The organism is Photobacterium damselae (genome assembly GCF_003026815.1).
Taxonomy (GTDB): Bacteria; Pseudomonadota; Gammaproteobacteria; order Enterobacterales; family Vibrionaceae; genus Photobacterium; species Photobacterium damselae.
Genome location: NZ_PYOG01000003.1, coordinates 266,449 through 292,479, shown reverse-complemented (window position 1 = coordinate 292,479; position 26,031 = coordinate 266,449). Strand labels below are relative to the sequence as shown.

Annotated in this window: 20 protein-coding genes, 2 tRNA genes, 2 pseudogenes and 1 riboswitch; of the genes and pseudogenes, 11 read left to right on the top strand and 13 right to left on the bottom strand. The window is 39.0% G+C overall.

The genetic code is table 11. The features are described from left to right. Positions 1–219: 219 nt before the first annotated feature. Positions 220–1,059 carry a patatin-like phospholipase family protein gene (locus CTN07_RS05475; protein WP_005304297.1) on the bottom strand — a complete coding sequence of 280 codons (840 nt, stop codon included), beginning with the start codon at positions 1,057–1,059 and terminating at the stop codon, positions 220–222. Between the two features lie 229 nt (positions 1,060–1,288). On the opposite strand from CTN07_RS05475, the gene CTN07_RS05470 reads away from it, so the two are divergent. Further along, entirely contained in the window at positions 1,289–1,792 is a 504-nt protein-coding gene (locus CTN07_RS05470) for a hypothetical protein (protein ID WP_036765443.1), read from the top strand. Positions 1,793–1,855: 63 nt separating this feature from the next. On the opposite strand, the gene CTN07_RS05465 is transcribed toward CTN07_RS05470, so the two are convergent. Continuing rightward, positions 1,856–2,764 carry an LBF_2804 family protein gene (locus CTN07_RS05465; RefSeq protein WP_439898618.1) on the bottom strand — a complete coding sequence of 303 codons (909 nt, stop codon included), beginning with the start codon at positions 2,762–2,764 and terminating at the stop codon, positions 1,856–1,858. 378 nt (positions 2,765–3,142) lie between these two features. Further along, positions 3,143–5,605: a GH92 family glycosyl hydrolase gene (locus CTN07_RS05460; RefSeq protein ID WP_005304303.1), complete on the bottom strand. Its 2,463-nt coding sequence runs from the start codon at positions 5,603–5,605 to the stop codon at positions 3,143–3,145. A gap of 273 nt (positions 5,606–5,878) precedes the next feature. On the opposite strand from CTN07_RS05460, the gene uvrB reads away from it, so the two are divergent. Continuing rightward, positions 5,879–7,831: an excinuclease ABC subunit UvrB gene (uvrB, locus tag CTN07_RS05455; protein ID WP_005304305.1), complete on the top strand. Its 1,953-nt coding sequence runs from the start codon at positions 5,879–5,881 to the stop codon at positions 7,829–7,831. Positions 7,832–7,919: 88 nt separating this feature from the next. Then, entirely contained in the window at positions 7,920–8,306 is a 387-nt protein-coding gene (locus CTN07_RS05450; protein WP_036765445.1) for a VOC family protein, read from the top strand. Positions 8,307–8,360: 54 nt separating this feature from the next. Here CTN07_RS05450 and CTN07_RS05445 read toward each other — a convergent pair. From CTN07_RS05445 to CTN07_RS05440, 3 genes and pseudogenes are all read right to left on the bottom strand, one after another. Continuing rightward, positions 8,361–8,641, bottom strand: a pseudogene (locus CTN07_RS05445) (LacI family DNA-binding transcriptional regulator); the annotation flags it as partial. A 3-nt stretch (positions 8,642–8,644) separates the two neighbouring features. Beyond that, the gene (locus CTN07_RS23375) at positions 8,645–8,809 is read right to left on the bottom strand and encodes a hypothetical protein (protein ID WP_153274602.1); all 165 of its coding nucleotides are present in this window, start codon (positions 8,807–8,809) and stop codon (positions 8,645–8,647) included. Positions 8,810–9,165: 356 nt separating this feature from the next. Next, positions 9,166–10,164, bottom strand: coding sequence for a substrate-binding domain-containing protein (locus tag CTN07_RS05440; RefSeq protein WP_005304310.1), 999 nt, complete (start codon positions 10,162–10,164; stop codon positions 9,166–9,168). Between the two features lie 306 nt (positions 10,165–10,470). Here CTN07_RS05440 and CTN07_RS05435 point away from each other — a divergent pair, with 306 nt between their 5' ends. The 4 genes from CTN07_RS05435 (at position 10,471) to CTN07_RS05420 (ending at position 13,308) form a co-directional block, all read left to right on the top strand. Next, positions 10,471–11,019: a DUF2975 domain-containing protein gene (locus CTN07_RS05435; protein ID WP_005304312.1), complete on the top strand. Its 549-nt coding sequence runs from the start codon at positions 10,471–10,473 to the stop codon at positions 11,017–11,019. 9 nt (positions 11,020–11,028) lie between these two features. Further along, positions 11,029–11,256 (top strand): helix-turn-helix domain-containing protein, encoded by a 228-nt coding sequence (locus CTN07_RS05430; RefSeq protein ID WP_036765447.1) that lies wholly within the window; start codon positions 11,029–11,031, stop codon positions 11,254–11,256. Between the two features lie 197 nt (positions 11,257–11,453). Beyond that, positions 11,454–12,896, top strand: a complete 1,443-nt coding sequence (locus CTN07_RS05425; RefSeq protein WP_005304316.1) for a glutathione synthase — start codon at positions 11,454–11,456, stop codon at positions 12,894–12,896. 94 nt (positions 12,897–12,990) lie between these two features. After that, on the top strand, positions 12,991–13,308 hold the full coding sequence (locus CTN07_RS05420; RefSeq protein WP_036765449.1) for a hypothetical protein: 318 nt from the start codon (positions 12,991–12,993) through the stop codon (positions 13,306–13,308). Between the two features lie 62 nt (positions 13,309–13,370). Here CTN07_RS05420 and CTN07_RS05415 read toward each other — a convergent pair. The 4 genes from CTN07_RS05415 to CTN07_RS05400 form a co-directional block, all read right to left on the bottom strand. Further along, a tRNA-Asp gene (locus tag CTN07_RS05415) sits at positions 13,371–13,447 on the bottom strand. Positions 13,448–13,490: 43 nt separating this feature from the next. Further along, positions 13,491–13,581 (bottom strand) — tRNA-Ser (locus CTN07_RS05410). Between the two features lie 128 nt (positions 13,582–13,709). Then, positions 13,710–14,501, bottom strand: a complete 792-nt coding sequence (locus tag CTN07_RS05405) for a nucleotidyltransferase family protein (RefSeq protein WP_005304318.1) — start codon at positions 14,499–14,501, stop codon at positions 13,710–13,712. A 327-nt stretch (positions 14,502–14,828) separates the two neighbouring features. Next, positions 14,829–15,620, bottom strand: a complete 792-nt coding sequence (locus tag CTN07_RS05400) for a nucleotidyltransferase family protein (protein WP_005304321.1) — start codon at positions 15,618–15,620, stop codon at positions 14,829–14,831. Positions 15,621–15,870: 250 nt separating this feature from the next. Between CTN07_RS05400 and CTN07_RS05395 the strand changes: the two genes are divergently transcribed. Then, positions 15,871–16,206 (top strand): hypothetical protein, encoded by a 336-nt coding sequence (locus CTN07_RS05395; RefSeq protein WP_036765451.1) that lies wholly within the window; start codon positions 15,871–15,873, stop codon positions 16,204–16,206. 92 nt (positions 16,207–16,298) lie between these two features. Here CTN07_RS05395 and asd read toward each other — a convergent pair whose 3' ends face one another. Together asd and lysC are read right to left on the bottom strand one after the other, a co-directional pair. Next, positions 16,299–17,435, bottom strand: coding sequence for an aspartate-semialdehyde dehydrogenase (gene asd, locus CTN07_RS05390; protein WP_005304324.1), 1,137 nt, complete (start codon positions 17,433–17,435; stop codon positions 16,299–16,301). A gap of 156 nt (positions 17,436–17,591) precedes the next feature. Further along, the gene (gene lysC / locus CTN07_RS05385; RefSeq protein ID WP_005304327.1) at positions 17,592–18,941 is read right to left on the bottom strand and encodes a lysine-sensitive aspartokinase 3; all 1,350 of its coding nucleotides are present in this window, start codon (positions 18,939–18,941) and stop codon (positions 17,592–17,594) included. Between the two features lie 84 nt (positions 18,942–19,025). After that, a riboswitch (Lysine riboswitch) is annotated at positions 19,026–19,202 on the bottom strand. A gap of 715 nt (positions 19,203–19,917) precedes the next feature. Here lysC and CTN07_RS05375 point away from each other — a divergent pair. From CTN07_RS05375 to nspC, 3 genes and pseudogenes are all read left to right on the top strand, one after another. Continuing rightward, a pseudogene (locus CTN07_RS05375) lies at positions 19,918–22,818 on the top strand (pyridoxal phosphate-dependent class III aminotransferase). Positions 22,819–22,934: 116 nt separating this feature from the next. Next, on the top strand, positions 22,935–24,191 hold the full coding sequence (locus CTN07_RS05370) for a carboxynorspermidine synthase (RefSeq protein ID WP_005304328.1): 1,257 nt from the start codon (positions 22,935–22,937) through the stop codon (positions 24,189–24,191). A gap of 70 nt (positions 24,192–24,261) precedes the next feature. Continuing rightward, positions 24,262–25,386 (top strand): carboxynorspermidine decarboxylase, encoded by a 1,125-nt coding sequence (gene nspC, locus CTN07_RS05365; RefSeq protein ID WP_005304331.1) that lies wholly within the window; start codon positions 24,262–24,264, stop codon positions 25,384–25,386. A gap of 245 nt (positions 25,387–25,631) precedes the next feature. Here nspC and CTN07_RS05360 read toward each other — a convergent pair whose 3' ends face one another. After that, positions 25,632–26,024 carry a DUF2750 domain-containing protein gene (locus CTN07_RS05360; protein ID WP_005304334.1) on the bottom strand — a complete coding sequence of 131 codons (393 nt, stop codon included), beginning with the start codon at positions 26,022–26,024 and terminating at the stop codon, positions 25,632–25,634. Positions 26,025–26,031: the final 7 nt, after the last annotated feature.

The following is a 26,031-nucleotide window of genomic DNA, read 5'->3' as shown; positions in this document are numbered from 1 at the left end:
AAATATCTCTATGATGAATAAAATAAAAAATAAGAGATGAATTATATTTAGTATGTATTTCCGTGATGGAATATTTTCAATAAAATTGAAATTTTGATATATATGCTAAACAGGTCAATGGCATATTTTTTTGTTAAGAATGTCTTTTATATGTTTGATAGTAGATATATCCCCAAGTGACTTGATATATTGTCATCACTTGGGGATATAAGAGAAAAGCTAGTGATTTGAGTAAGATTTTACAAGAGAGAGTCCGGCATTGCGTCCTTGCTGATAACCTGCATCGAGTTTATCTAAGTTTTTGGTTAATCGCTTAATTTGAAAATTCTTATCAGGGATGATTGCATTAATCTTACAGTCTGCTGGTGGATTTTTTATGAAATATAGTGCTTTGTTATATCGACTTTCTTTGGTTAAAAATTCTTGGGCAAAAACGGGTTGGGTTTTAAATATTCGACGAGTTAGCCAAGGAACTTGACGGTTGTGAGCAAAGAGAGCTTGTGGGTGTGATAAGACTACAGTAATTTCTCGTGCTCCTTTATTGTATGCTTCTATTACAGGAATAGGATCTGCGATACCACCATCGCTCATAGCAATACCGTTAACTTGTGGAAAATTCTTATACACAATTGGAAGGGCACAGGTTGCTGTCATCACCTCCGTAAGATTCTCTCTTGTAACTTCTATATAAGATGGATCGCCTGTTACTACATTTGTTGTTGTTGCGAATAAAGGAACACCTTGCTTTTCATATTCGTGTAAGCCTAGTGGCAGATGTTCAACGCTGGCTTTCCACAGCCAATCAATATCAATGAGATTGCCACCCTCAACGAAACGTTTATAGCTGATGAAATCTTTACTACGAGCATATTCAGTGATCACTTTATAGTTGCGTTGATAGTCTTTACATAAATAGCCCATCAAGACAACAGAGCCTGCCGATACACCAATTGTGAAGTCAAAAGGATTAAAATCATGCTCTAAAAAAGCATCGAGGACACCTGTTGCAAATATGCCTCGCATTGCCCCACCTTCAACCACAAGCGCATGTTTTGTCATACCAAAATCCTTTATTGTTAATGAGTTTTTCTTGCTGATTTTTAAGAGGAATATTTTACTTATCATAGCGAATAATCTTTAAAGAAATAGTACTAAAAGTCACGTTTTTCAAGCTGTTCATATCAATAAAGTAAATTGTTTTCTTCATTCTAATTTTACGTTTTTATTCAACATGATGTTTATTGTTGGCGGTATGATAGACGTAGATAAATTAAAATAGGGTTGAGTGATGAAAATTTTAGCAATACCGGGAAAAATGCCAGCAACAAAAGCGTGGTTAGAAAGAATTATTGTGCAAACGCCTTGGAAACATGAAGAAATTACACTTCATGACTTTAGTGCATGGGGTAGTGATGATGAGTTCAATGTGGCTACTGAAGTGCAGTCCTTACCTTCAGGACATTTTGATGTAGTGATCACAAAATCTATTGGTACTCTTATAACATTAAAAGCTCAGCGTAAGATCAGTTGGGATAAGTTGGTTTTTATTGGTGTTGCTTGGAGTTTATATTCTGAACAGGATAAAGCGTTACTTCCTGCTCTTGATAACCAGGGAAAACCTGTCCTTATTATTCAAGAAAATCATGACTCTTTTGGCTCGTTTCAGGAAATCAATCAAGTCGTCAGTGGAAAAAAATGTATCAAATGTATTGAAGTGAGCGGTGAACGCCATCAATATGCCGATGTAGAGCAAATAGGCAGTATTATCTCTAATTGGCTGGAAAGTTTATAACTCAGTGATAGAGGATAAACGGGAGGTATTAGGTTTCTCCCGTTTACCCTATTAATTAGTTTTTTAACAAAGCAATGGGTTATTTTTTGAGGCCTGTAAAACACCAAGTTTGTACAATAACGCCTTTTCATTACGGGTCGGATTTCGTCGAAAATAGAACAGGTATTCCATCATAACCGTCAGCTCTGTTTTTTCTTCGTTGGTTAATGCGTTAACCGATATTAGTAGTAGATCAACCGACTCTAGATCGTTCAACTGGTATTGTTTACTTTTATAAAGCTGATCATAGAAATATTCTAAATTCACGTCACATTCTTGTTTATAGCTCTGTCTAACCGCAATTAAACGAAGTAGGGCAGTAACATAAGCTTGACTCATATCTTTTGCTTCTAACTCGGCTAATTGGTTAAGTACATATACTCGAGCTGATATTCTCAAACGTACTTCACTGAGAGCTTTTTGCTGTACCCATGCATCCCAAAATCCAGTGATCAACGTGGAGACTAAAGGGATGTACACGCGAACACTGCTACGCGAAATTGATTTTTGTAAAATAGCTTTAATGACAAAGTTACTCAAAATATCTTTGCCTGTGTATAAAGCGACTTTGATATAACGGAATTTACTGTACTGTTTATAAGGTTTAATACCATGGATATTGTCTGTAGGTTCTGATAATTCCATAACAGCTCGTACCAAAGAAGCCTTCATTTTGTCACAAAATTGATATTGGGCACTGGCTCTGTTGATTAAAATTGCAGTGGTAATAAAGCCAACTTCAAACAATAAGAATAATTCTAACCCAATGAAAAATAAGTTAATTAATCCAAGTTTGATTAGGTTTTCTAATGCTAGCCAGTTTTCACCCAGTAGTTCTAAATAGATTTCAAAAGCCACAATAAAAAAAGTGGTAATAAATCCAATAAAAAAAGATAACGCGACACATGCTTGGCAGAGTCGTTTGTCATTGATGGTTTGAAAGAGGTTTTGAGTGATGGGTAAATAACGTTCAACACGCTTAAGCCCTCAACTTTCGATTTTTGCTTCAATCATGTACTAATAAAGGTCAAAGAGTAATAGAATAAAATACTGTTTTTATAATGGCGTATTTTAATCGGCAAGCAGGAAATTACATAGTAGTTTTCTTATTATCGAAGTAAAAATAATCAACTTGGAAGGATGTTGAATATTACTGAAAAAGTAATGAGTTAAAAGTGACTCGTTATTTATTTCGCATTATGTGAAAGGGCATAAAAAAGAAAAAGGATGAAACCATACACCTTCAGTAACCTCGACTTTGAGGTAACTTAGACATAGGTCTCATCCTTTATTATATCGATATGAATCGGTTTAGAACGCTGCTTTCATTGCTTCGTTTTTATCACCTGTCATAACAAAATGTAAAATACCGCCTGCTTTAATTTCGCTATGTTCAAAACCAAACGTATTGTCTAATGGTTTGCCATTGATTGTGACTGATTTAACGTATTTGTTCACAGGACTATTGTTATCAGCAATGATCTTAAATTCTCCACCTTTGACCTCGATACTCACTTCATCAAATAGTGGACGACCAATGGTATAAGTTGGATCTGCTGGTGTTACTTGGTAAAAGCCTAATGCGCTTAAAATATACCAAGATGACATCTGTCCCACATCTTCATTACCGATCAAACCGGTAGGCTCTGTGGTATAAAACTCATTCATTATGCGATCGAGATATTCTTGTGCTTTCCATGGTTCATCAGTTTGGCTGTATAAATATGGAATATGATGAGAGGGCTCATTGCCGTGCATATACTGACCGATATAACCTGTTAGATCTGGCAATTCTTCTCCCGTATTTGACGAGCGTGCTGTAAATAGTTCATCAAGATCTTCTCGGAATGCTTTTTCTGGTGTGGTCTCTTTTCCTTTAGCGAGATCGGCCTGATAGATCTCTTGCTTTAGTCGATCAAAATCGTGCATTGGTTGAAATTTCCATTGCCACGCATTTCCTTCTGTAAAAGCAAATTCATCAACGTAGTAGGGATCAAATGGCAGCAGTGGACATTGTTGCTTCATATCTCCTGAGCCTTGAGGCCATTCAACATCCACACATTCATCCATACGAGTTTCATCAACAGGTTGGTTAAACGCAAGTGGTGGTTTATTTGGTGAAGAGCTATTTGGATGGTTTTTAGGGCGCAAGAAGCCCGTTTCTGCATCCCAATGATTTAGCCAGTTATCCGAACGTGCGAGAAATTCATCTTGAAGACGAACATCGCCAGCCATTCGTGCAATTTCAGCCATAGCCCAGTCACCATACGCAAATTCTAAGGTATAAGAGGCTGAGTTCCAGTAACCATGATGCACAAAACCATTTTCTTCATACACTTTAACTTGAACGACATTCGCTGCACCGATATTTTGGTCTTCAGTCCAATCAGGGAACATCTCTTTTTCGTGATAGCGCACAGTGAACTCAGAAGCTTCTTTCGCATCTTGAGGGTCAATATCTAATCCCTTTACCATCGCATCGGCAATGATAGAAACTGCAGGGAAACCGATCATCGTGCCAGTATAGTGCCCGTGCAGTTCCCATTTTGGTAAAATGCCACCATCTTGGTATTTACGAATCAGATCGTTAGCATATTGCTGTGCCTTTTCTGGATTAATAATGGTTTGAAGTGGATGAAATGCGCGGAAAGTATCCCACATTGAATAAATGGAGTAGTTTGGTGTATCACCTGCTTCTTTTAGTTCTTGGGTTCGCATTGCACGATAGGTACCATCAACATCTTGGAAGATCATTGGTGCAATTTGAGCGTGGTACATAGCGGTATAGAAAATCTCTTTTTGATCTTCGGTACCACCTTTTACTTCTACTTTTGCTAATTCATCATGCCAAGCTTGTTGAGCTTTATTTTTGGTGTTTGCAAAACTCCATTCAGGTACTTCAGTGGTTAAGTTATTTTGAGCCCCTTCGGTACTGGTTGGAGAAATACCGACTTTAATTTCAATAGGTTGTTCTGTTTTTGCAAATTCAAGATAGGCAATAGATTTGACCGCTTCAAATGCATCATCTTGAAGTTTTATTTCAGTTTCTACACCGTCAATCATGGCTGTTGCTTTCACAATAGGTTGATTGAATTTGGCATAGAAATAGATGTGTTGATTATTTGCCCAGCCATCTGAACTGCGCATACCACGAATAGTGTAAGGGTCAATAAATTCAATATTGCCAATCGTGGTTCGATTTCCCCAACTCTTGTTTAATGTATGGTCAAGATCAAATTTAATAAAAGGTGTTTGATCAGCAGCAAAGGTATATTTGTGATAACCCACTCGAGGAGAGGTTGTAAGTTCCGCTTTAATCTCTCCTCGATTTAGTTCAACGGCGTAATAACCTGCTTCTGCAACTTCATTTTGTTTATCAAATGTATTGTACGTTGCATTACTTTTATCGGTGAATGGCAGAACTAAAATATCACCTAAGTCAGTAATACCAGTACCACTTAGATGAGTATGAGAGAAACCGTACACAGGAATATCTTCTTGCTTACCATGATCAAAATAACCTGCAGCAGATCCCCAGCCATCCATTTCTGTATCTGGAGAGAGTTGGACCATCCCCGCTGGGTACACTGCGCCAGGGAAAGTATGCCCATCTGCTCCTGTTCCGATAAATGGATTAACATATTGAATTAATTCCGTCGGTACAGGAGGAGAGACTTTACCGATGGAGTTGTTATCGCTATCAGAGTTACAACCAACAAGACCAAGTCCAATAGCAATTGCCAGAGATAGAGGTGTTATTTTATTTTTATACATACAAAACCTTCACAGAATACAGAGTGTTATTAGTGTTATAACTGCGACTGTAAAGTGATTTATTGCTCAGTATAAGTAGGAATGTGCGCCATTTACTGGACAATTAATACACGTAAATGGAAGTGTGATTTTGTGGCAATATTATGCATGAAGATTAATTTTTCTAAACTTTGCGTTCTATTTCACACTTTGGTGAATTTCACAGATATGCTAACTCTTATCTAACTTTTGACTAGTATTCTTTTATGAGATTGAGAAAATAGAGATGAGATTATGAGCTACAATTCTTTTATACTGCATTCTGATTATTCACCGTCAGGGGATCAAGTTGAGGCAATAGCAAAGTTGGTTGATGGGGTCGAATCTGGAGCTAGTCATCAAGTGCTTCAAGGTATAACAGGATCTGGAAAGACATTTACAATGGCAAATGTCATTCATCGTCTCAAGCGGCCCACTTTAATTTTAGCTCATAATAAAACATTAGCAGCGCAGCTCTATAGTGAGATGAAGCGCTTTTTCCCTGAAAACCATGTTGAATATTTCGTATCTTATTATGATTTTTATCAGCCTGAGGTTTATATTCCTGCTAGTGATCGTTTTATTCGTAAAGATTCGGCAATTAATGAACAATTAGAACGGTTGCGTCTCTCAACAACGAAAGCTTTAATTGAACAACGGGATGTTATCGTTGTTGCTTCAGTGTCTGCAATTTATGGATTGGGAGAGCCTGAATTATATCGAGCAGCTCAAATTCCTTTATATATAGGGCGGAAAATTAACCGTTCTCAATTTATTGAGCAACTAACATCCCTTCAATACCAACGAACTGAAAAGAGACTTGAAAGAGCAACGTTTCGAAGCCATGGTGATATTGTAGATATTTTCCCTGCAGAATCAGAGAAAGTCGCTATTCGAGTTGAAATGCTTGATGATGAAATAGAGCAGTTATATTGGTTAGATCCTTTTTCAGGAAAAACTCTCGGCGCTTTAGAACGTTATCGCGTTTCACCGAAGACTTTGTATGCAGCATCAAAAGACAAAATAACAAAAGCGAGCTTGCTAATTCAAAAAGATTTAGAACAAAGAGTCGCACAACTCAATCAAGAGAATAGAATAACTGAAGCGGCAAGGCTTTATGAACGTACAATGTATGACATTGAGATGATGCAACAATTAGGTTATTGCTCTGGTTTAGAAAATTATTCATGTTATTTAAATGATAGAGATCCAACTTTACCACCAACAACATTGCTCGATTATTTACCAAAAGATGGTTTACTGTTTATTGATGAATCACACGTGATGATTCCGCAAATATCAGCCATGTTCAAGGGGGATCAAAGCCGTAAAGAGACGCTCATTGAATATGGATTTCGTCTACCTTCTGCTAAGAATAATCGTCCGCTAGATTTTAATGAATTTGAAAAAATAAAACCTCAGACTTTATTTGTGTCAGCAACACCGGGTAATTATGAATTATCTAAAGCTAAAACACCTGTTGTAGAACAAATAATTCGACCCACAGGACTGTTAGATCCTACGATTGAAGTGCGAAGTTCCTCTAATCAAATTAGTAATTTACTTGATGAAATAAAGATTCGCATAGAGAAGGGCGAACGTACATTAGTGAATACTCTAACTAAGAAAAGCGCTGAATCCCTTTATGAATATATGCAAGAACAATCTTTTAAAGTTAGCTATTTACATTCAGACGTTAAAACAGAGGATCGTGTACGAATTATTGAGCAGTTACGAGCAGGAGAGTTAGATATTTTAATTGGTATAAATCTATTAAGAGAAGGGCTTGATATCCCTGAAGCATCGTTAGTCGCGATATTAGATGCTGATCATGCCGGTTTTTTGCGGTCAAAGGCAGCTCTTATTCAGATTATTGGTCGAGCAGCCAGAAATAAGAATGGAATGGCGATTTTGTATGGTAACAAGGTAACTCCAGCAATGCAGCAAGCAATCGATGAATCACTTGACCGCCGTTCTAGACAAATTCAATATAATCATCTTCATCAAATCAATCCAATAACATCTATTCGTCAAGAACTTGTTACTTCTTCAAGTTCAGCCAATCCAGAGTTTTGTACTAACTTAGCTCAATTATGTCAGCAAATAACTGATACTGAGAAGTTGCTACTAAGTTTACCTGAAGGAGAAAATTCAGAATCGATCAGAACAAAACTGGATGGCCTTTATCGTCAGTTTATTTATATGTAATTTATGTCTAAATAACTTCAATTAATATATAGACAAGCATTACAGAATCGAGCAAATTAATACCCTAAACAAATAAAAGGAGTCAATAATGTTCAGTCATGTAATGCTAGGTTCAAATGATATTGAGCGCTCTAAACGTTTTTATGATGCGATTTTAAGAACATTAGGTTATAACGAAGGTGTTATCGATGAAAAGGGACGCTGTTTATATATAACAGAAACAGGTATTTTAGCTCTTACTCATCCCATTAATGGTGAGCCTGCATCTATTGGTAATGGCATGACGATAGGCCTTAGCGTATCAAGCCCTGAATTAGTGAACGCATGGCATGCCGTAGGTATTGAAGCTGGTGGTACACCATGTGAAGAACCACCTGGAGTTCGAGGTAGTGGCAGTCGTCGTTTATATTTAGCATACCTACGAGATCCTGACGGCAATAAATTATGTGCAACGCATTTTTTGCCTGCAGAATAGTTTTAGTTATATTAAGCCGCTTCGTAGAGGTTACCAATCTTATGGAGCTCTTCCAAGAGCGGCTCTTCTATCTTCTGCATTGTGGTAACCGTTACCAATCAGAATATGTTTACCGTTTTCATGAGCGACATGATCTATCGACTTAATTAAGCTACCAAAGAAGGGATCGGAGACATCCCCACAACAACACCCATAGTATTGGTGCTTTGGCTTACTAATGTACGAGCTGCGGCATTGGGACGATAACCAAGCTTCTTCATGGCTTAAGTAACGGAATCAATAGATGCTTGATTCGCTTTAGGGGATTTATTGATGACTCGGGAGACAGTAGCTACTTATCAAATTCCCCATTCTTTATCCCATTCTTGCTGCTCTCTTATTTGTTCAATTCGAATACGAGCACTAATTTTCTTTTCTTCGTTACTGTTTGTTTTTGTTTCTGATTTCTTTTTTGACTTGGACGGTGTTACTGTTTTTTTCTTAGTATCTGTAAGTGCATTCATGCAGCAGTATTTCCTTTTAGAGCAATAGCGTTAAGTGAAAGAAGCTCAAACATGGTTTTATGAGAGAGTTTTTCTGAAGTCACGGTTACGGATTCAGATCAAGATAGGACTTAATCTCGTATATTTAGATTAGAGACAAGGGTAGTGATTTGAGATGTGAAATGAGTTGGCTATTTCAACTGATGACAACATTAAAATCTATCTATAATGGGTAATTAAAAATCTGAATAGCGTGCATTATATGGTAAAAAAAATGTTAACACTATTTATTTTTTCTTTTATCGAATAATAAACAGCCTGCTACTTCCCGTTCCTCTCGGCTGTTTATTATTTTGAATGGTATTACTTGCTTGATTTTAGTGCTTATCTACCGAATTTCTACGAACCAATGTTGGGCTAAATACAATGGTTTCATCTTCAGGCTGCTCGCCACGAGATAGCGCTAAGGCAAGCTGAGCAGCTCGATCTGCCATCATCTCGATAGGGTAGCGAATAGTCGTTAAGCTTGGGCTGACAAAGCGTGCAATCAAGCCATCATCAAAGCCAATAATCGATGCTTTTTCCGGTACATCGATTCCATTTTGATCCAGTACTGCCATCGCACCTGCAGCCATATAATCGTTATAAGCCACAATAGCGGTGATATCTAACGACTTGGTGAGTAAATTTGTCATCGCATGTTCACCACCGTCGCTGTTTGGCTCACCACATTCAATATAGCGTTTTGACAATTCGATATGATTATCTTTGAGGGCATCTAGATAACCTTGCAATCGTTGGTCTGTATCTTCAATTTCGTGAGATGAAGCGATGCAAGCAATTTTAGTGTGGCCATGTCGGATTAAGAATTCCGTAGCGAGGTATGCTCCGCGATGATTATCAAGAGAGATACAGCGGTGAGATAACTCTGGAATATTACGGTTGATAAACACCATTCCAGGTACTTCATTTGCGTAGGCGATCAATTCTTTATCTGTTAAGCCTTTTGCATGAACAACCATGGCTTCACAGCGATTATCGATCATCAGTTCAATCGCTTGGCGTTCGTCTCCTGCATTGTGGTAACCGTTACCAATCAGAATATGTTTACCGTTTTCATGAGCGACATGATCTATCGACTTAATTAAACTACCAAAGAAGGGATCGGAGACATCCCCCACAACAACACCCATAGTATTGGTGCTTTGGCTAACTAATGCACGAGCTGCGGCATTGGGACGATAACCAAGCTTCTTCATGGCTTGAGTAACGGAATCAATAGATGCTTGACTCGCTTTAGGGGATTTATTGATGACTCGGGAGACAGTCGCTACTGATACTCCTGCTTCTTTTGCGACATCCTTGATTGTAGCCATAAGACTCTTTACCTAATTTAAATTATTTTTAGTATTAAACACCCTTTGTGTAAGTAGTTCAATTTTCATAGCAAGACTATAGAGAATTGTCACATCTTACTAGTTGTATTTATTAATATTATTAATAATGTAAACGTTATCTTTTTTATGAGGTCATTACGGCCTGAATCTTTAATAATCTATCTCATAGGCTATTTTTAGTTACGATTTGAAGAAAATAATTATCGATAAACAATAAAATATTATTGATTATAATCTCTAGTGTTATTATTATCAGCTCATAAAACAACACAAGAGAGATACCCAATGACTAATATTCAAAAACAGAGTCGTCGAGTGCGGCTGTTCTTCCAATGTCTACTTTTTTTAACTCCTATTGGTGTGTGTTATTACTGGTTAACTGTTCAAACTCCGAACGATTTTTTAACCATGATGGGATTTGTTCAAACAAGTATTGATATTGGGAGTTATACCCAACAACCACTAACAATGATGACTCGGATTCTTGCGATGATTTCCAGCCTATTGTTATCTGGTGTCATTCTTTATGCCCTACGTGTTTTGATTCATCTCTTTAAAAATTATGAACAAAATGAAATTTTCACTCTAGATAACGCGAAGTGTTATCGCAAGCTGGGATACAGTATTTTTTATTGGGTTGGTGGCTCCGTGGTATACGGTACAGCGATGTCGGTTATTTTATCGTTTAACAATCCACCAGGTGAGCGATTATTAACAGTAACCTTTGCTGGTATAGACTTTTTAACGCTGATTTTTGGTATGATTATCTTAATCATTTCATGGGTAATGCAGGAAGGATTCCGTATTGCAGATGAGAACAACCATACGATTTAAGAGGCCATAATGACAATACGAATTAACCTTGATGTTATGATGGCTAAACGTAAGATGCGGTTAAAAACTTTGGCAAAAGAGGTTGAGATTACAGAAGCAAACTTATCGGTTTTGAAAAACGGTAAGGCAAAAGCGATTCGATTTTCAACACTAGAGAAGTTATGTGCAGTTCTCGATTGTCAGCCAGGAGATATTCTGGAATTTGATCCTAGTGATGATGGATCTGATAACCACTAAAGCAGTATGTTAGAAAGGTGAGTCGTGAACTCGCCTTTTTTATTGGTAGTTATTTCCACTTTTATCGAAATGAAAGATTGACTAGATGATAGTATTAAGACTAATATTTCGATAATTATGGAAATAACTATATTCTAGGTGAAATGTTCCCTAGAAGTAGGATGTTCTCTATTGTATAAATGCTGAGAGAGGCACATATGCATAATGATAAATTTACAGTAAAAGCCGTTAATGATGCAGTTGAGTGGGCTATGACTCATGCAATGATGCTAAAAGACAGTCCATTTAGTGCTTCTCATGCTGCTTTTGTGGCTACACCAACTCAGATCTCCGCCCAACGATATCAAACCTTAATCGATACTGCGCCGTTATTGGGCAAGATGGTTGATGCGGTATCGGAAGATGCTTTGTTTATTCAACAAGCAATTAAGCCATTAGTAAGTGGTGATACCTTTTTTTCCGCTTTACTTACCATGCATCAAAAGATCCATTTCTCTGAATCGCCAGTTAGACGTGTTCCTATGTTGATTATGCGTAGTGACTTTATGGATGATGCGGTTTTGGGTCCTAAACTTATTGAATTTAATGCCATTGCAGCCGGTATGTGGCCTTTTGGTCAGCGAGCCCATGAACTCCATCATTACCTACAGAACCAGTGGCCAACAACGTTTACTCCTTGGCAGGGTGAAGGCGCTGCAACATTAATTGAAAATAAAGCGATTGAACAACTAGGTGAAGGGATCGCAAAAGCGACATTTCAAATCAAACAAGAGTTTAATGATTCTACGCCAGCTACTTTCCTGATGGTGGTTCAAGCAAATGAAGATAATGTATTTGATCAACATTTATTAGAATTGGAGCTGCAACGTCGAGGAATTCGTACTATTCGTCGTACGTTTAGTGAACTCTATGGCAATCTTTCAACAGGAGACAATCACCGCTTATTGTTAGAAGGGATTGGATCTATTGATACTGTTTATCTTCGTGCAGGCTATCAGTTCTCGGATTATTGTTCGGATAATATTGTTGAAGAAGTGTGTTGTGAAGCGTTAATGAATACGCGTATGTTTATGGAACAACACCGTATTGCGATGAATGCTACAGTTGGACAACAGTTGGCAAGCAGTAAGCGGGTTCAGATGTTGCTATCATCAATGCCTGTCTCGGAACTATCGAGCTTTGGGTTAACAATTACTGAAGCCGAACAAGTTAAATCTGTGCTGGGGGAAATGCTTCCCGTAACCGACCAGTCAGTTAGTTGGTTTGCAACACAATCAGAGCAAGATTGGGTACTTAAAAATCAAGGTGAGGGTGGTGGTCATTGCATTTTTGGCCAAGATATTGCCCCAAAACTCAGTGTATTACGAACCGAAGATTTCCATGCTTGGTCTTTAATGCGCCGATTGCAGCTTCAACCAAGAACAACCCCTGCACTTGCTGTTCGCAAAGGACAAACAGAGATTATTGATGATCTGATTAGTGAAATTGGAATTTTTACAGTTCATTTAGCGGGAAAGCCTATTACTCAAAATAAAGGGTATGCAGGATATTTAATTCGTAGTAAATCGACACGCACCACTGAAGGCGGCATTCATAGTGGTCAAGGGGTTTTAGATTCTTTAGCATTAAGTGAGTTGTAATACCCACTATAAGTAATTCTAATACCATCAAGCATTTGATATCTAGTGGCTTAGAGTACAATGACTCAATGCACTCAACACACTAGGTATCACTATGAAACTAAAAAGAATTATTTATGGTGAGATGGACCTTGGAATACCATTTGTTCTTTTGTTTCTTGTTGTATCGGGTTATTTAATCGCTATTGCATCGTTTGGTCTTTTTTCAATTCTAAACTATCTCGATATTCCGGGAAGCCAGGAATTTACTTTATATGCTTGTCTGTTTGTTTCTATTTCTGGTGCCTTGAGAATGCCAAGGGTAAATGGCTTTAAGGTAGCGTTTGATGTAGAAGTTTTTCTGTTGAACGCAGTTAAATTGTTAGCGAGTGTCTTTGTTTTTTTCCTAACAACGTATATAGCGGTTAAATGAGATTGTTTAATCTGTAACAAACACAAAAAAACCTTGCCATTTCTGACAAGGTTTCGTTGTAGTGGCGGAGCGGACGGGACTCGAACCCGCGACCCCCGGCGTGACAGGCCGGTATTCTAACCAACTGAACTACCGCTCCAATTCATTACTTAAGCTCGGTAAAACCCAACTCAAAGAATAAGTGGCGGAGGGATAGGGATTTGAACCCTAGATACGCTACAAACGTATGCCGGTTTTCAAGACCGGTGCTTTCAACCACTCAGCCATCCCTCCGCGGATGAAGCGAATAATAGAGATTTCTTGTGTGGCTGTAAACACATTTTTTAAAATAAATTATCGACAGGTCTCTTTTTAATCTAAAATATTCAAGTTGTTATAAGTTTAACCGTTGGTTTTCGTGATTATCCAACGTTTGTTGTTGGTTGTAGGTATTGTTGCCAAGCATCTTGGTACATTTGCTGAGAAATACTACGTAATTTTTTAATTTTCGTCTGCTCAATATCGTTGAATGGACGAGCTTCTGCTTGAGCGGTACGTTCAATTTTCTGGATTTGCTCGTAGATTTTATGTTCTTCGCCATTTTTAATTGTTGCGATTTCATCTAAGTGTAATTGAACTTCCGCAATCAATTGTGTCTTTGGTAGTTCTACCAGTACTTTTAAGTCACGGTAGCCTGAAGGTGCTGGATTTTTGAAACGATTTTTCACTGCAACAATGCGTGCTTCTTTATTCAATAACTCAAATGCTTGCATTAAAGAGGGAATATCATCGGCAATCAGTGTGGCACGTGATAAATCGGTAATTCGATCAACTTGTCCATTCAATTCTTGAGCAATTTTGACTTTGGCTCGTTGCTCAGATTTTACGGTTGGAATAATAGGGTGGGCATTGGATGCAAGAGCAATTTCATGCATCATAACGCTCAATTCATGCTGTGCTAATTCTGCATTTTGATACAAGGTTGCAAAATCGCTATAAGGTTGCTGAATGCTGTCGGCTTGCCAACTAGGTACGTTATAAAGACCGCTAAGACTCTTTTGGAAGAACTTTTGGCTTTTTAATGAGTACTTCTGCTGTAAATCAAAATCTGGTTCTACATAGTTATTTGCTGAAGAATCAGCATTTGCAACCGATGTTCTGCCTAACATAAACAGTAGGATCACACCCGTGCGTAGAATCGATTTCATATCCATTATTAAACTCCTTGATACTTCGACTACCTTTTACTTTAGGTAAGGGGAATATCTCGACACACAAAAATGATAACTAAAGGTGCGTATGTCTTAAGTTTGAAACTTGCGGCGCTTAATGATCTCTTTATCGCTTACAGGATTTCATCGTACCTGATAAAGCTGAACGGAATATGAATCTCTCAACTCATATCAATTTTAGTGATGGGTAGTGTATAAAGATGTGATGTGAGTCAAAGTATTCTGATTATCTATGTTCTTGTGTGGAATGCCTATGGGGGATGTATGGCCGATAGCAATTGTAGCGCACGGCCAAATATAAGATAGTAGTTAGGCGTTTACAGCATTTTTTTGCGGAGATAAATAGTGCTGCCAGCTCTCTTGGTATAATCTTTGCGATGTAGCACGAAGACGATCAATAGTGGCTTGCTCAATATCGTTTAATGCTCGGTTTTGTTGTTGGGCTAAACGCTCGATGCCTTGTACTTCTTCATATATTTTATGCTCAGGCCCACTTTTGACTTCTGCTATAGCCGATAGATGAAGCTGGATCTCGGCGATGTGCTTGGATTCAGGAAGGCGAACAAGCAGTTTTAGATCGCGATAGCCTGATTTTGCTGGAGTTGCAAAGCGGTTATTTACTTCAAGAAGAGTCGAGTGTTGAGTGATTTCATCATAAGCTTTGACTAAATCAGGGATACTATCTGCAACGATAGAAGCACGAACGATATCGGTTAGTTTATCGGCCTGTCCTCCCAACTCAGATTCAATTTTTTCTTGCGCTCTTAGCTTACCTTTTAAACCCGGTAAAATAATTTGTGTCTCTGTTATTTTTTGTGTTTTTGATAACAGTGAAATCATTTCATGTTGAGCTACTTCTGCATGTTGGTACAGCTCATCAAACTGAGCAAAAGGCTGCTGAATTTGATGTTGACGCCATGAGGGTATTGAAAATAAGCCCCGAATAGATTGTTGTAATTCAGGCTGGGCATTACGCTCAAGAGCTGAAAGTTTTAGTGGTGCATCATCTACTTGCATCACGGGTGCTGCACTTGCAATTGGCATCCTGCCAAATACTGCGACTAAAACAAAACAGGTGCGAGCAATGGTTTTTACAGTCATTTTTTCTCCCTAATGAGCCACTAAAAAATTAGCCAGTGACTCCAACGCAGGCAAAGATAGCATGTGTAATAAAAGCTGCAATGTTTGACTCCACAGTTTTCAGACCCGTTTTTTATATCGCGTGACATAGCTCATGGATTTTACTTCTTGTTGCAAAAGTGGTTGTTTTATAAACAAAATAAACGAGTCAGAATAGTATAAATTAATAGCGATATTGGTAATAATGAAGGCAGAATAGAGGAGAGAGTAGATGCAACAGAATTTATTGATCATCTTAGTGGTGATCTGGCTTAGCTTATCGGTAGGTAGTGCATTGCTGTTTCAACGTAAAGGCGATGTTACGCGAAAGAAAAAGCTTTGGCCGATATATAATATCTTTGGCAATGTGGTACTTGGGATCTTTTTGATCATTATGCAACCCCCACTACCAATGTTAATCAGCTTATTGGTGTTAATGGTGCCGCTAACTTATATGACCATTCGCTCTACGCGTTTTTGTGATGCATGTGGTAGTCCAAGCCGAAAGCCATTCTTTATGAAGCCACCAACTGAGTGTGGTCATTGTGGTAAGAAACTCAATTACTGATTGATGGTATTGAGCCTGTACTCCATCTAGAGCCCTGAGATTTGTATGAACCTCAGGGCTTTGTTTTTGCTTAATAAACCAATGTTAAGTGGTTATTTTGCATTGTGTTGGTCGACAATGATATTGAGCATACGACGTAGTGGCTCTGCGGCCCCCCATAGCAGTTGATCGCCAACGGTAAATACATTTAAGTAATCTTCGCCCATTGCGAGTTTACGAATTCGACCAACAGGAATTGATAGTGTCCCTGTTACTTTGGCTGGGGTAAGTTCGGATAACGTTGCCTCTTTGGTATTAGGGATCACTTTTACCCAAGGATTATGACTTGCGATAATCTGTTCAATTTCATCTAACGGTACAGGACGAGTAAGCTTAATCGTTAACGCTTGACTGTGACAACGCATTGCACCAATTCGAACACAAGTTCCATCTATAGCGATAGGTTTAGCGGCAGTACCGAGAATTTTATTGGTTTCAACGCCACCTTTCCATTCTTCTTTTGTCTGGCCATTTTCAAGAGCACAGTCTATCCAAGGGATCAGAGAACCTGCTAACGGTGCCCCAAATGCTGCAGTAGGAAACTCTGCCTCACGTAGTCTTGTTGCTACCATACGATCAATGTCTAAAATAGAAGTCGCAGCTTGAAGCTCAGTATTGACGGAGGAATAAATTGATCCCATTTGTTCAATAAGCTCTCGCATGTTTTGTGCCCCTGCACCAGAAGCCGCCTGGTAGGTTTGCGATGTCATCCATTCAACAAGACCTGCTTGATATAAACCGCCAATTGCCATAAGCATCAAACTGACTGTACAGTTACCCCCAACATAGGTTTTTATACCTTGCTGAATGCCATTATGGATCTGATCTTGGTTAATTGGATCAAGTACAATGATGCTGTCATCGGCCATACGCAATGAAGATGCCGCATCGATCCAATAGCCGTTCCATCCTAATTGGCGTAAGGGCTGGTAAGTTTTATTAGTATAGTCACCACCTTGGCATGTCACTATGATATCTAATTGTCTTAGTTGCTCTAAATCATAGGCATCAGCTAAGTTAGATTCTGTCTTTGTGATCGTTTTTATCCAAGATGGAATCTGTTGGCCGACCTGTGAGGTAGAGAAGAATACGGTCTCAATATTTGCAAAATCTTGTTCTTCCAACATTCGCTGTATTAATACGGAGCCGACCATTCCGCGCCAACCAATAAAACCTACTTTTAATTTCATGGTGTTCTCTTCCATACGATGAGAGTTATTTTAGATATAACTCATCCTCGATAAATATAACGATATTAAAAATCAATTATCTTGAGATAATAGAAATCCCTTCCCTAAAATTAATTAGAGAATATTATTTAAACTTATTTTGATGACTATTTTTTACTATTCAAAAATACGCCTATGGAGCGTTTGAACGATTTCACTCGAACTATTTTCGTCGGCAAGAAAACATAAACTATGTTCACTAGCACCATAGCAGATCATTTGTAAGTTATATGGCTCAAGGGAAGAGAATATCTGAGAACATGTTCCATGTTTTTCATCCATTTTATTTCCTATAAGCGCAATCAAGCTTAGATTATTTTCTATTTTTACCTGGCAAAGTAGTGATAATTCTTGTTCAACTTCAAAAGGTAATTGAGGTAGACCACCACGGGTTGTGGCTTGGTTTAAGGTTAAAGATAGGCAACCATCAGAGGTTGTCATGAGATCAACAGAGACATTATGTTTTGCTAAAATAGCAAATACTTGAGCTAAAAATCCGCTGTTATGTACAGAATGTATATTATTTAGAGTGACAAGAGCTTGATTACTGCGTAGGGCAATCGCTCGAAAAATTGGTTCGGTATTGGCTGCTTGACGAATCCATGTTCCACCGCGATGAGGTTCTTTAGATGATCCAACAAAAACAGGAACTTGCTTGCGCATTGCAGGAATTAATGTCGCTGGATGAAGAATTTTTGCACCAAAATTCGCCATTTCAGAGGCTTCTTTAAAACTGATTTCAGCAATTGGCATCGCATTCGGCGCTACACGAGGATCGGTGCTGTAAATCCCTGGAACATCTGTCCAGATCTCAAGCGTTTCCGCATCAATAGCTTCTGCAAGTAGGGCCGCACTATAATCACTGCCACCACGACCTAATGTTGTCGTATAGTTATGGTTATCTGCCCCAATAAATCCTTGAGTAACAACAACATGATCTTTTAGTAGCGGTAATAGATATTGAGCCGATAATGTTTGAATCGCTTCCAGGTTTGGTTCTGCTTGACCAAAATGGCTATTTGTACACATCACATCACGAACGTCAAAACGCACGGCAGGCATGCCAAGATCTTTCATCAGATGAGTGAAGACGAAAGTGGATAGTAACTCTCCACACGCCACCATCTGATCACTAAGTTGATCATGGGTATGCTGAGCCGCGGATTCTGATAAAAATGCAATGTTATCAATCAGTTCAGAAACTTTTATTGCAGTTTCTGTACATGGCGACAATTGCTCAAAAATAGCAAAATGAATGTGAGTTAATTGTTTAATAAGAGCGCTGCGGCGATCAACATCTGCCACACCGTTAGCTAGCTCAACAAGAATATTTGTTACGCCAGAACAAGCACTTATAACAACTAATCGAGTATCTGGATTGTTGCGAACTATGGTTGCTGAATTCATCATTGCGGCAAAATCTGCCACACTGGTGCCGCCAAATTTAGCGACAGTTACCTTCTTCATTTTCGGTACACCCCCTTGGTAAGAGAAAACATGGTTTCACCTGGGGCGGGGAGGGGTTTGAGTTGAGGGCGAGGACCAACGGTCTCTACCAGAAGCTCTCCACCTGTGCCGCACAGGTGACGGCCCGAAAGAATCAACTTTCTAGGCCGACAATCGCGTCCCAAAACGCGTTTTGTCTCAGCGTTAACCCCCTGGTCAAGGTACATTGGAGTTTAGGGCTCCGCACATTGACTACCTGGTTAACGCTCCTCTTCTGATTCGCTCTGATCGAAATGATCGCGGCATCTTCAGTTGCTATATATTGGATATTGTTATCATCGTGCTGTCAACGATATTTTTTGATTTAATTTCAAAATTTGATTTAAGTTAATTTTCAAAAGTAGTTGTTATATTAAGTGTACGATGTTTTATATTGGTAAGTGCATTGATTTTATTAGCGAGAATGTAAAATTAAGCATTCAGCCTAATAGATAGAGTCTACACTCTATTTTTTGCGTGGTTGTTTATTCTGTTAATTAATATCTTGGTTTTTTATAAGTAAGAGCTAAATTACTTGTAAATATATAAAGCATACTTTTTGGGTATTGCTGGTTTTATTATGATTTAACGTGAATATAAAATTCAAAAAAAATAAAAAATATATTTACATTAAAATTTTTTACTGTATGTTTTCGACCCCGTTAGGTTCTGAACACATTAACGGAACTAAATTTAATTAGATTCAATAATAATTACCTTTATTGATTTTAGTATTTAAATATCGAAGAAGCGTTATTAAGTTTACTCTTTTTGATATTAGTAACGTGGAGATCGGTAAGCGGCACCGACTGGTTCGGGCACGGGGGCTGATGACCAGCATTGCGGGGTCAACTTCCCTCCCACTGGGGGTAAAACAGAGTTTGTTTTGCCTTATTGTGCGCTTTCCTTAAAAAAGAATGCGCGGTTCTTACACTTGGATTTATGTAAGGAATCGTCTATGAACAACGAAAAAATCCTTGATTCTGAAAGCCAGATTTTCGGCGTCCCGTCATCAACTGTTTTACGTGATTTAGGGCCGGACGCCGTTCTGTCCCGTCAATCACAACAAGAGTCTGAAGTCCGATCTTATCCGCGTCGTATTCCTATTGCGATTGAGCGTGCGGATGGCGTTATTGTAACTGATACTCGTGGTCAACAATATCTTGACTGTCTAGCGGGTGCTGGCACGTTGGCTTTGGGATATAACCATCCAGAGATCAATAAAGCGATCACAGATGCTCTAGCATCGGGTGTTCCTTATCAAACCTTAGATCTTACTACCCCAACAAAAGACAAATTTGTTCAAACGCTGCTAGGTTTTTTACCAAAGTCATTTGCTGATAACGCAAAAATTCAATTTTGTGGTCCATCTGGAGCAGATGGTGTAGAGGCGGCGATTAAACTGGCGAAGCAAACGACAGGTCGTAATACTATTTTCGCTTTTCATGGCGGATACCATGGTATGACAAATGGTGCGATGGCTATGACGGGTAATTTAGGTGCGAAAGAGCGCCGTACTGGTCTAATGGCTGACGTACATTTTCTTCCTTTCCCATACGGTTACCGTTGTCCCTTTGGTTTAGGTGGTGATGCTGGTGCGTGGCAAAGTATTCGTTATATCGAACATGTTCTTAATGATGTTGAAAGTGGTATTCAAAAGCCAGCTGCAATCATTGTGGAGCCAATTCAAGGCGAAGGCGGTGTTATTCCCGCTCCAGCATTTTGGTTACAAGAGCTACGTCGTATAACAAAAGAATTAGATATCCTGTTAATTTTTGATGAGATCCAATGTGGCATTGGTAAATCGGGTTCTCATTTTGCCTACGAATATTCAGGTATTCATCCCGATATTCTTGTGATGTCAAAAGCCGTTGGTGGTGGTTTACCTCTGTCTGTATTGGCGTTCGATAAATCCATCGATTCATGGCGTCCTGGTGAGCACACAGGTACTTTCCGCGGAAATCAGTTAGCTATGGCAACTGGGGCAAAGGCTCTTGAAATTATTCAGCGTGATAACCTCGTTGCAAATGCTCAAGCTATGGGTGATCGTCTAACTGGTCATCTGTTAGATCTGCAGAAAAAGCACCCTTGCATCGGTGAAGTTCGTGGTCGTGGATTGATGCTGGGTATTGAAATTGTTCACCCAGAGCAAAAGAACCGTTTTGGACAATATTTAGCAAACGGTGAACGTGCAATTGCGATTCAACGTGCAGCATTAGAGCGTGGATTAATTATCGAGAAAGGTGGACGCAGTGGTTGTGTACTTCGCTTCCTACCACCAATGATTATCAACAGTGCGCAAATTGATTTTGTTGCCGATGTGATTGATCAAGCCATTCTAGCTACAGCATAAAAGAGCAAAGCTGACATGACATACTCAGACTGGAAATCACAGTTTATTAGCTGTGGCCCGGGCGGGGCTGACGCATATCAAGAAAAATTATCGTTTGCATTAAAGCAGATGGTTACCGTATTTTCTGATGCCGACAAACCGTATTCTGGCATGGCTCCAGAGCAATTAGAAACGCTGATTAATCAGATGGTTATTCCAAAAGATGGCAATGGTGATATAACTCAATCTACCTTAGATGCTGTTAATACGGTAGCCAAAAATGCGGTGATGGTGCAACACCCAAATTGTATTGCTCATTTGCATACACCACCGTTGCTACCTGCATTGGTTGCAGAATTGATTTTATCAGCACTTAATCAGTCTATGGACTCTTGGGATCAAGCGTCCAGTGCAACTTATCTTGAGCAACATATGTGCAATTGGGTTGCTCAAGTATTTGGTTTCTCTGAGCAAGGTGATGCAACGTTTACTAGCGGTGGTACGCAAAGTAATCAGATGGGGCTCTTACTTGCTCGTGATGCGATGATTGAGCGTTTCTCTGGTCATCATGTCCAAAAACAGGGATTGCCAGATTATTTTACAAAGCTACGAATTGTTTGTTCCCAAACTAGCCACTTTACTGTGAAAAAAGCGGCAGGCCAGATGGGGCTTGGTGAAAATGCAGTTGTAACGGTAAGCAGTAATCGTAATGGTGTTATTGAGCCAGCTGCACTTGAGCAAACGCTTTCTGATTTGAAAGCACAAGGACTTATGCCATTTGCTGTAGTTGCAACGGCTGGAACAACCGATCATGGTGCAATTGATCCAATTGAAACGATTGCTGATATCGCGAAGAAGTTTGAGTTATGGCTTCATGTTGATGCTGCATACGGTTCAGCTTTGCAGTTATCACCATATAAGTCCCGTTTGAGCGGTATTGAGAAAGCAGATTCTGTTACGGTCGATTTCCATAAGTTGTTCTATCAACCAATCAGTTGTGGCGCTTTGTTAGTTAAAGATAAAGCTAACTTCCGTTTCTTGCTTCATCGCGCAGACTATCTCAACCGTGAGACTGACACCCTACCTAACTTGGTCGATAAATCGTTATCAACGACACGACGTTTTGATGCGTTAAAGTTGTTTATGACTTTGCGTACTCTTGGTGAAAATGGGCTTGGTAATATGGTCGGTAAAACCGTTGATTTAGCACAAGTTGCAGCAGCGCTAATTACTGAAACATCTGCGCTTAATTTGGTTGCTACACCACAATTATCAACGGTTCTATTTCGCGTGAATTTACCAGATATGGATCAAGGTCAACGCGATCAATTACATCGAACTTTACGCCATCAACTGTTGGTAAAAGGGGTTGCTGTATTGGGTGAAACCGTTATTGATGGGGAGGTAACATTAAAAATTACCATCTTAAACCCGTTATTAACGCAAGATGACTTTACTAAGTTATTTGCCCAAATCGTTGCTGAAAGTCGATTGCTTCGTTGCGAATTAACCGAATTGTCGGTGTGATTTCGAGAACAAATAAGTCGTAGTGTTCTGCTTGAAGTTTTGGCTATGCACTGCGGATTAATTTTAATCTAGAGCGATAATTATGCCGCTCTAAGAGAGATTTTAAGGAAAAAATAATGGCTGTATTACAGATTGGTGCTGGTGGTGTTGGTTGGGTTGTTGCCCATAAATTGGCGCAATATAATGATGTCTTTGGTGATATCACTCTTGCATCACGTACCGTAGCGAAATGTGACACTATTATTGAAAGCATCTTACGTAAGAACAATTTAAAAGATACAACTAAACGCTTAACTTCTGCAGCCGTTGATGCTGACAGTGTTGAGGCGTTAATCGCTTTGATTAACCAAGTAAAACCAGATCTTGTTGTTAACGCCGGTCCTCCTTGGGTGAATGTCACTATCATGGAAGCGTGTGTACAAACAAAAACGGCTTATTTAGATACTTCGGTTGCAACCGACTTATGCTCTGAAGGTCAGCAGGTACCAGAAGCTTATGATCCACAATGGGCTTTCCGCGAGCGTTTTGAACAAGCTGGTATTACTGGATTACTTGGTTGTGGTTTTGATCCCGGTGTTGTAAGCGTATTTGCTGCTTATGCTTGGAAACATATGTTTGATGAGATTGATACCATCGATGTAATGGACGTCAATGCCGGTAATCACGGTCGTAAGTTTGCAACTAACTTTGATCCTGAAACTAACATGCTAGAGATCCAAGGCGACTCTTTCTACTGGGAACAAGGTGAGTGGAAACGTGTTCCTTGCCATACACGTATGATGGAATTTGATTTCCCTGTAGTCGGCGATCAGAAAGTGTACTCAATGGCTCACGATGAAGTACGTTCAATGGCTGAATATATTCCAGTTAAAAAGCGTATCGAATTTTGGATGGGGTTTGGTGATAACTATCTAAAATATTTCAATGTGATGCGTGATATTGGCCTACTTTCGCCAGATCCAGTAACCACTGTGGATGGTGTTACTATCTCACCTCTAAAAGTATTAAAGGCTATTTTGCCGGAGCCAACATCATTGGCTAAAGATTACACGGGTAATACGTGTATCGGTACTATGGTTGCAGGTCAAAAAGACGGTAAAGAGCGCAAAGTCTTTATTTATAATATTTGTAATCATAAAGCATGTTATGAAGAGGTGGAGTCTCAAGCGATCTCTTACACAACAGGTGTTCCTGCAATTACTGCCGCTCTACTCTACTTTAAAGGTCAATGGAATCAAAAAGGCCTGTTTAATGTTGAGCAATTAGACCCAGATCCATATCTAGAGTTAATGCCATCAATTGGTTTATCTTGGGATGTGGTTGAACTGGATCCTGCGCAAGATCAGACTATTAATTGGCTAGGCGATAACTAATCGTTATTGATCTTTTATCGATAAAGCAGATCTCTTTGGGATCTGCTTTTTAATTTGAGAGAAAGTAGAGATGAAACAATTAGCAACGCCTTACTTTATGATTGATGAAGCGGCACTGTTAAAAAATTTAGAACGTATTGCCCAATTAAAAGCACTATCTGGAGCCAAAATGGTATTGGCTCTAAAGTGCTTTTCTACTTGGGGCGTGTTTGACACCATGAAACCTTATCTGGACGGTACAACCAGTAGTGGTCCGCTAGAGGTCCGTTTGGGTGCGGAAACCTTTGGTGGCGAAACACATGGTTACAGTGTGGGATATTCACAACAAGATATTGAGGCTATTAATCCATTTGTAAATAAATTGATTTTTAACTCATTGTCTCAGCTTGAAAATTTACGAAAATATGCTGCTGATGGGATATCAATTGGGGTACGTTTTAATCCTGGTATCAGCTATGCAAATCAAGATCTAGCTAACCCTGCTCGTCAATATTCTCGTCTTGGTGTTAGCGTAGATAAGCTCTCATCCCAAGCTCTTGTTGGTGTTGAAGGCGGAATGTTTCATATGAATTGTGAAAACAGCAATTTTCCTGCTTACAAACGGATTTTAGAGACTATTTCCCAGCAATTTGGTCCTTATTTAGATAATTTGAACTGGGTGAGCTTAGGTGGTGGAGTCTCGTTTACTTCTGATGGTTATCCGCTTGAAGAGTTAGCCAGCTTGCTAAAATGGTTTAGTGACAAACATGGGGTTCAAATATATTTAGAACCCGGTGAAGCGGTTATTACTAAAACAACGGATCTTGTGGTTACCGTGGTTGATATTGTTGAAAATGGCATGAAAACCGCCATCGTTGATAGTGCTACAGAAGCTCATCGTCTAGATACCTTGATTTATAATGAATCAGGAACTATTCGTGAAGCGTCACTGGATGGAGATTATGAATACATTATTGGTAGCTGCTCATGTTTAGCTGGTGACGTATTCTGCGTTGCAAAATTTGATCAGCCATTGCAAATTGGTGACCGCTTGCATGTGATGGATTCAGGTGGCTATACCATGGTGAAACTAAATTGGTTTAATGGCTTGAAAATGCCATCAATCTACTGTCGAAGAGTTGATGGTGAAATTATCCAGTTAAATCAGTTTGGTTACGATGATTTCAAAGCGACGTTATCTCGAGCATCTCTGTAATATTGCCCAATAAAAAATTGTCATAGATCTTGCATGAACATAAGGGCATTGAAGGCTTATTGTTTGTACAAGTAAGTAGCTAGCGAGGTCTTTATGGTAGAGAAGATATTGGATTTGTTTTTTAAAGCTCGACGTATAGAAAAAAGAAAGGCGGGCTTAAAAGCAAAGTTGCACTATGCGATGAATCAGAATCGTTTAGACCCTTAATGAAAACGCCATCTTTATATTGATGGCGTTTTAAATATTTAGCGCTGTTTTTTTACTTGTTGTTTTAGCTCAAAATCCAGTTCATCAGGGAAAACAACAAGACCATCTTCATCTTGATTTGGGAAGATAACAACAGCTAATTCATCATCTTCAAGACCATGAGTCCAACGGCTGTGCCATTTATTTAGAGAGATAGATTCGGCCTTACATTCAGCCCAATCGCCTGTTGCCCATGCTTCTGCAAATTCTTTATTTGGCCATACAGGAACACAATCTTCATCTTCTGTGTTGAGCATAACACAACCATGTTCATCAATTAGAATCCAGATTTCACGGTTGGCAACAACCTCTTTTACCAAGTACTTGTATCGTTTTTCTGCATCAAATGCTTGGATTTCCGCAATTTTAGCGTCATCTAGAGGCGTAGTCATAATTCAT

Coding starts and splice junctions, on each gene's coding strand:
- CTN07_RS05475 (WP_005304297.1), bottom strand. CDS start 1,059: ATGACAAAACATGCGCTTGTGGTTGAAGGTGGGGCAATGCGAGGCATA.
- CTN07_RS05470 (WP_036765443.1), top strand. CDS start 1,289: ATGAAAATTTTAGCAATACCGGGAAAAATGCCAGCAACAAAAGCGTGG.
- CTN07_RS05460 (WP_005304303.1), bottom strand. CDS start 5,605: ATGTATAAAAATAAAATAACACCTCTATCTCTGGCAATTGCTATTGGA.
- uvrB (WP_005304305.1), top strand. CDS start 5,879: ATGAGCTACAATTCTTTTATACTGCATTCTGATTATTCACCGTCAGGG.
- CTN07_RS05450 (WP_036765445.1), top strand. CDS start 7,920: ATGTTCAGTCATGTAATGCTAGGTTCAAATGATATTGAGCGCTCTAAA.
- CTN07_RS23375 (WP_153274602.1), bottom strand. CDS start 8,809: ATGAATGCACTTACAGATACTAAGAAAAAAACAGTAACACCGTCCAAG.
- CTN07_RS05440 (WP_005304310.1), bottom strand. CDS start 10,164: ATGGCTACAATCAAGGATGTCGCAAAAGAAGCAGGAGTATCAGTAGCG.
- CTN07_RS05435 (WP_005304312.1), top strand. CDS start 10,471: ATGACTAATATTCAAAAACAGAGTCGTCGAGTGCGGCTGTTCTTCCAA.
- CTN07_RS05430 (WP_036765447.1), top strand. CDS start 11,029: ATGACAATACGAATTAACCTTGATGTTATGATGGCTAAACGTAAGATG.
- CTN07_RS05425 (WP_005304316.1), top strand. CDS start 11,454: ATGCATAATGATAAATTTACAGTAAAAGCCGTTAATGATGCAGTTGAG.
- CTN07_RS05420 (WP_036765449.1), top strand. CDS start 12,991: ATGAAACTAAAAAGAATTATTTATGGTGAGATGGACCTTGGAATACCA.
- CTN07_RS05405 (WP_005304318.1), bottom strand. CDS start 14,501: ATGGATATGAAATCGATTCTACGCACGGGTGTGATCCTACTGTTTATG.
- CTN07_RS05400 (WP_005304321.1), bottom strand. CDS start 15,620: ATGACTGTAAAAACCATTGCTCGCACCTGTTTTGTTTTAGTCGCAGTA.
- CTN07_RS05395 (WP_036765451.1), top strand. CDS start 15,871: ATGCAACAGAATTTATTGATCATCTTAGTGGTGATCTGGCTTAGCTTA.
- asd (WP_005304324.1), bottom strand. CDS start 17,435: ATGAAATTAAAAGTAGGTTTTATTGGTTGGCGCGGAATGGTCGGCTCC.
- lysC (WP_005304327.1), bottom strand. CDS start 18,941: ATGAAGAAGGTAACTGTCGCTAAATTTGGCGGCACCAGTGTGGCAGAT.
- CTN07_RS05370 (WP_005304328.1), top strand. CDS start 22,935: ATGGCTGTATTACAGATTGGTGCTGGTGGTGTTGGTTGGGTTGTTGCC.
- nspC (WP_005304331.1), top strand. CDS start 24,262: ATGAAACAATTAGCAACGCCTTACTTTATGATTGATGAAGCGGCACTG.
- CTN07_RS05360 (WP_005304334.1), bottom strand. CDS start 26,024: ATGACTACGCCTCTAGATGACGCTAAAATTGCGGAAATCCAAGCATTT.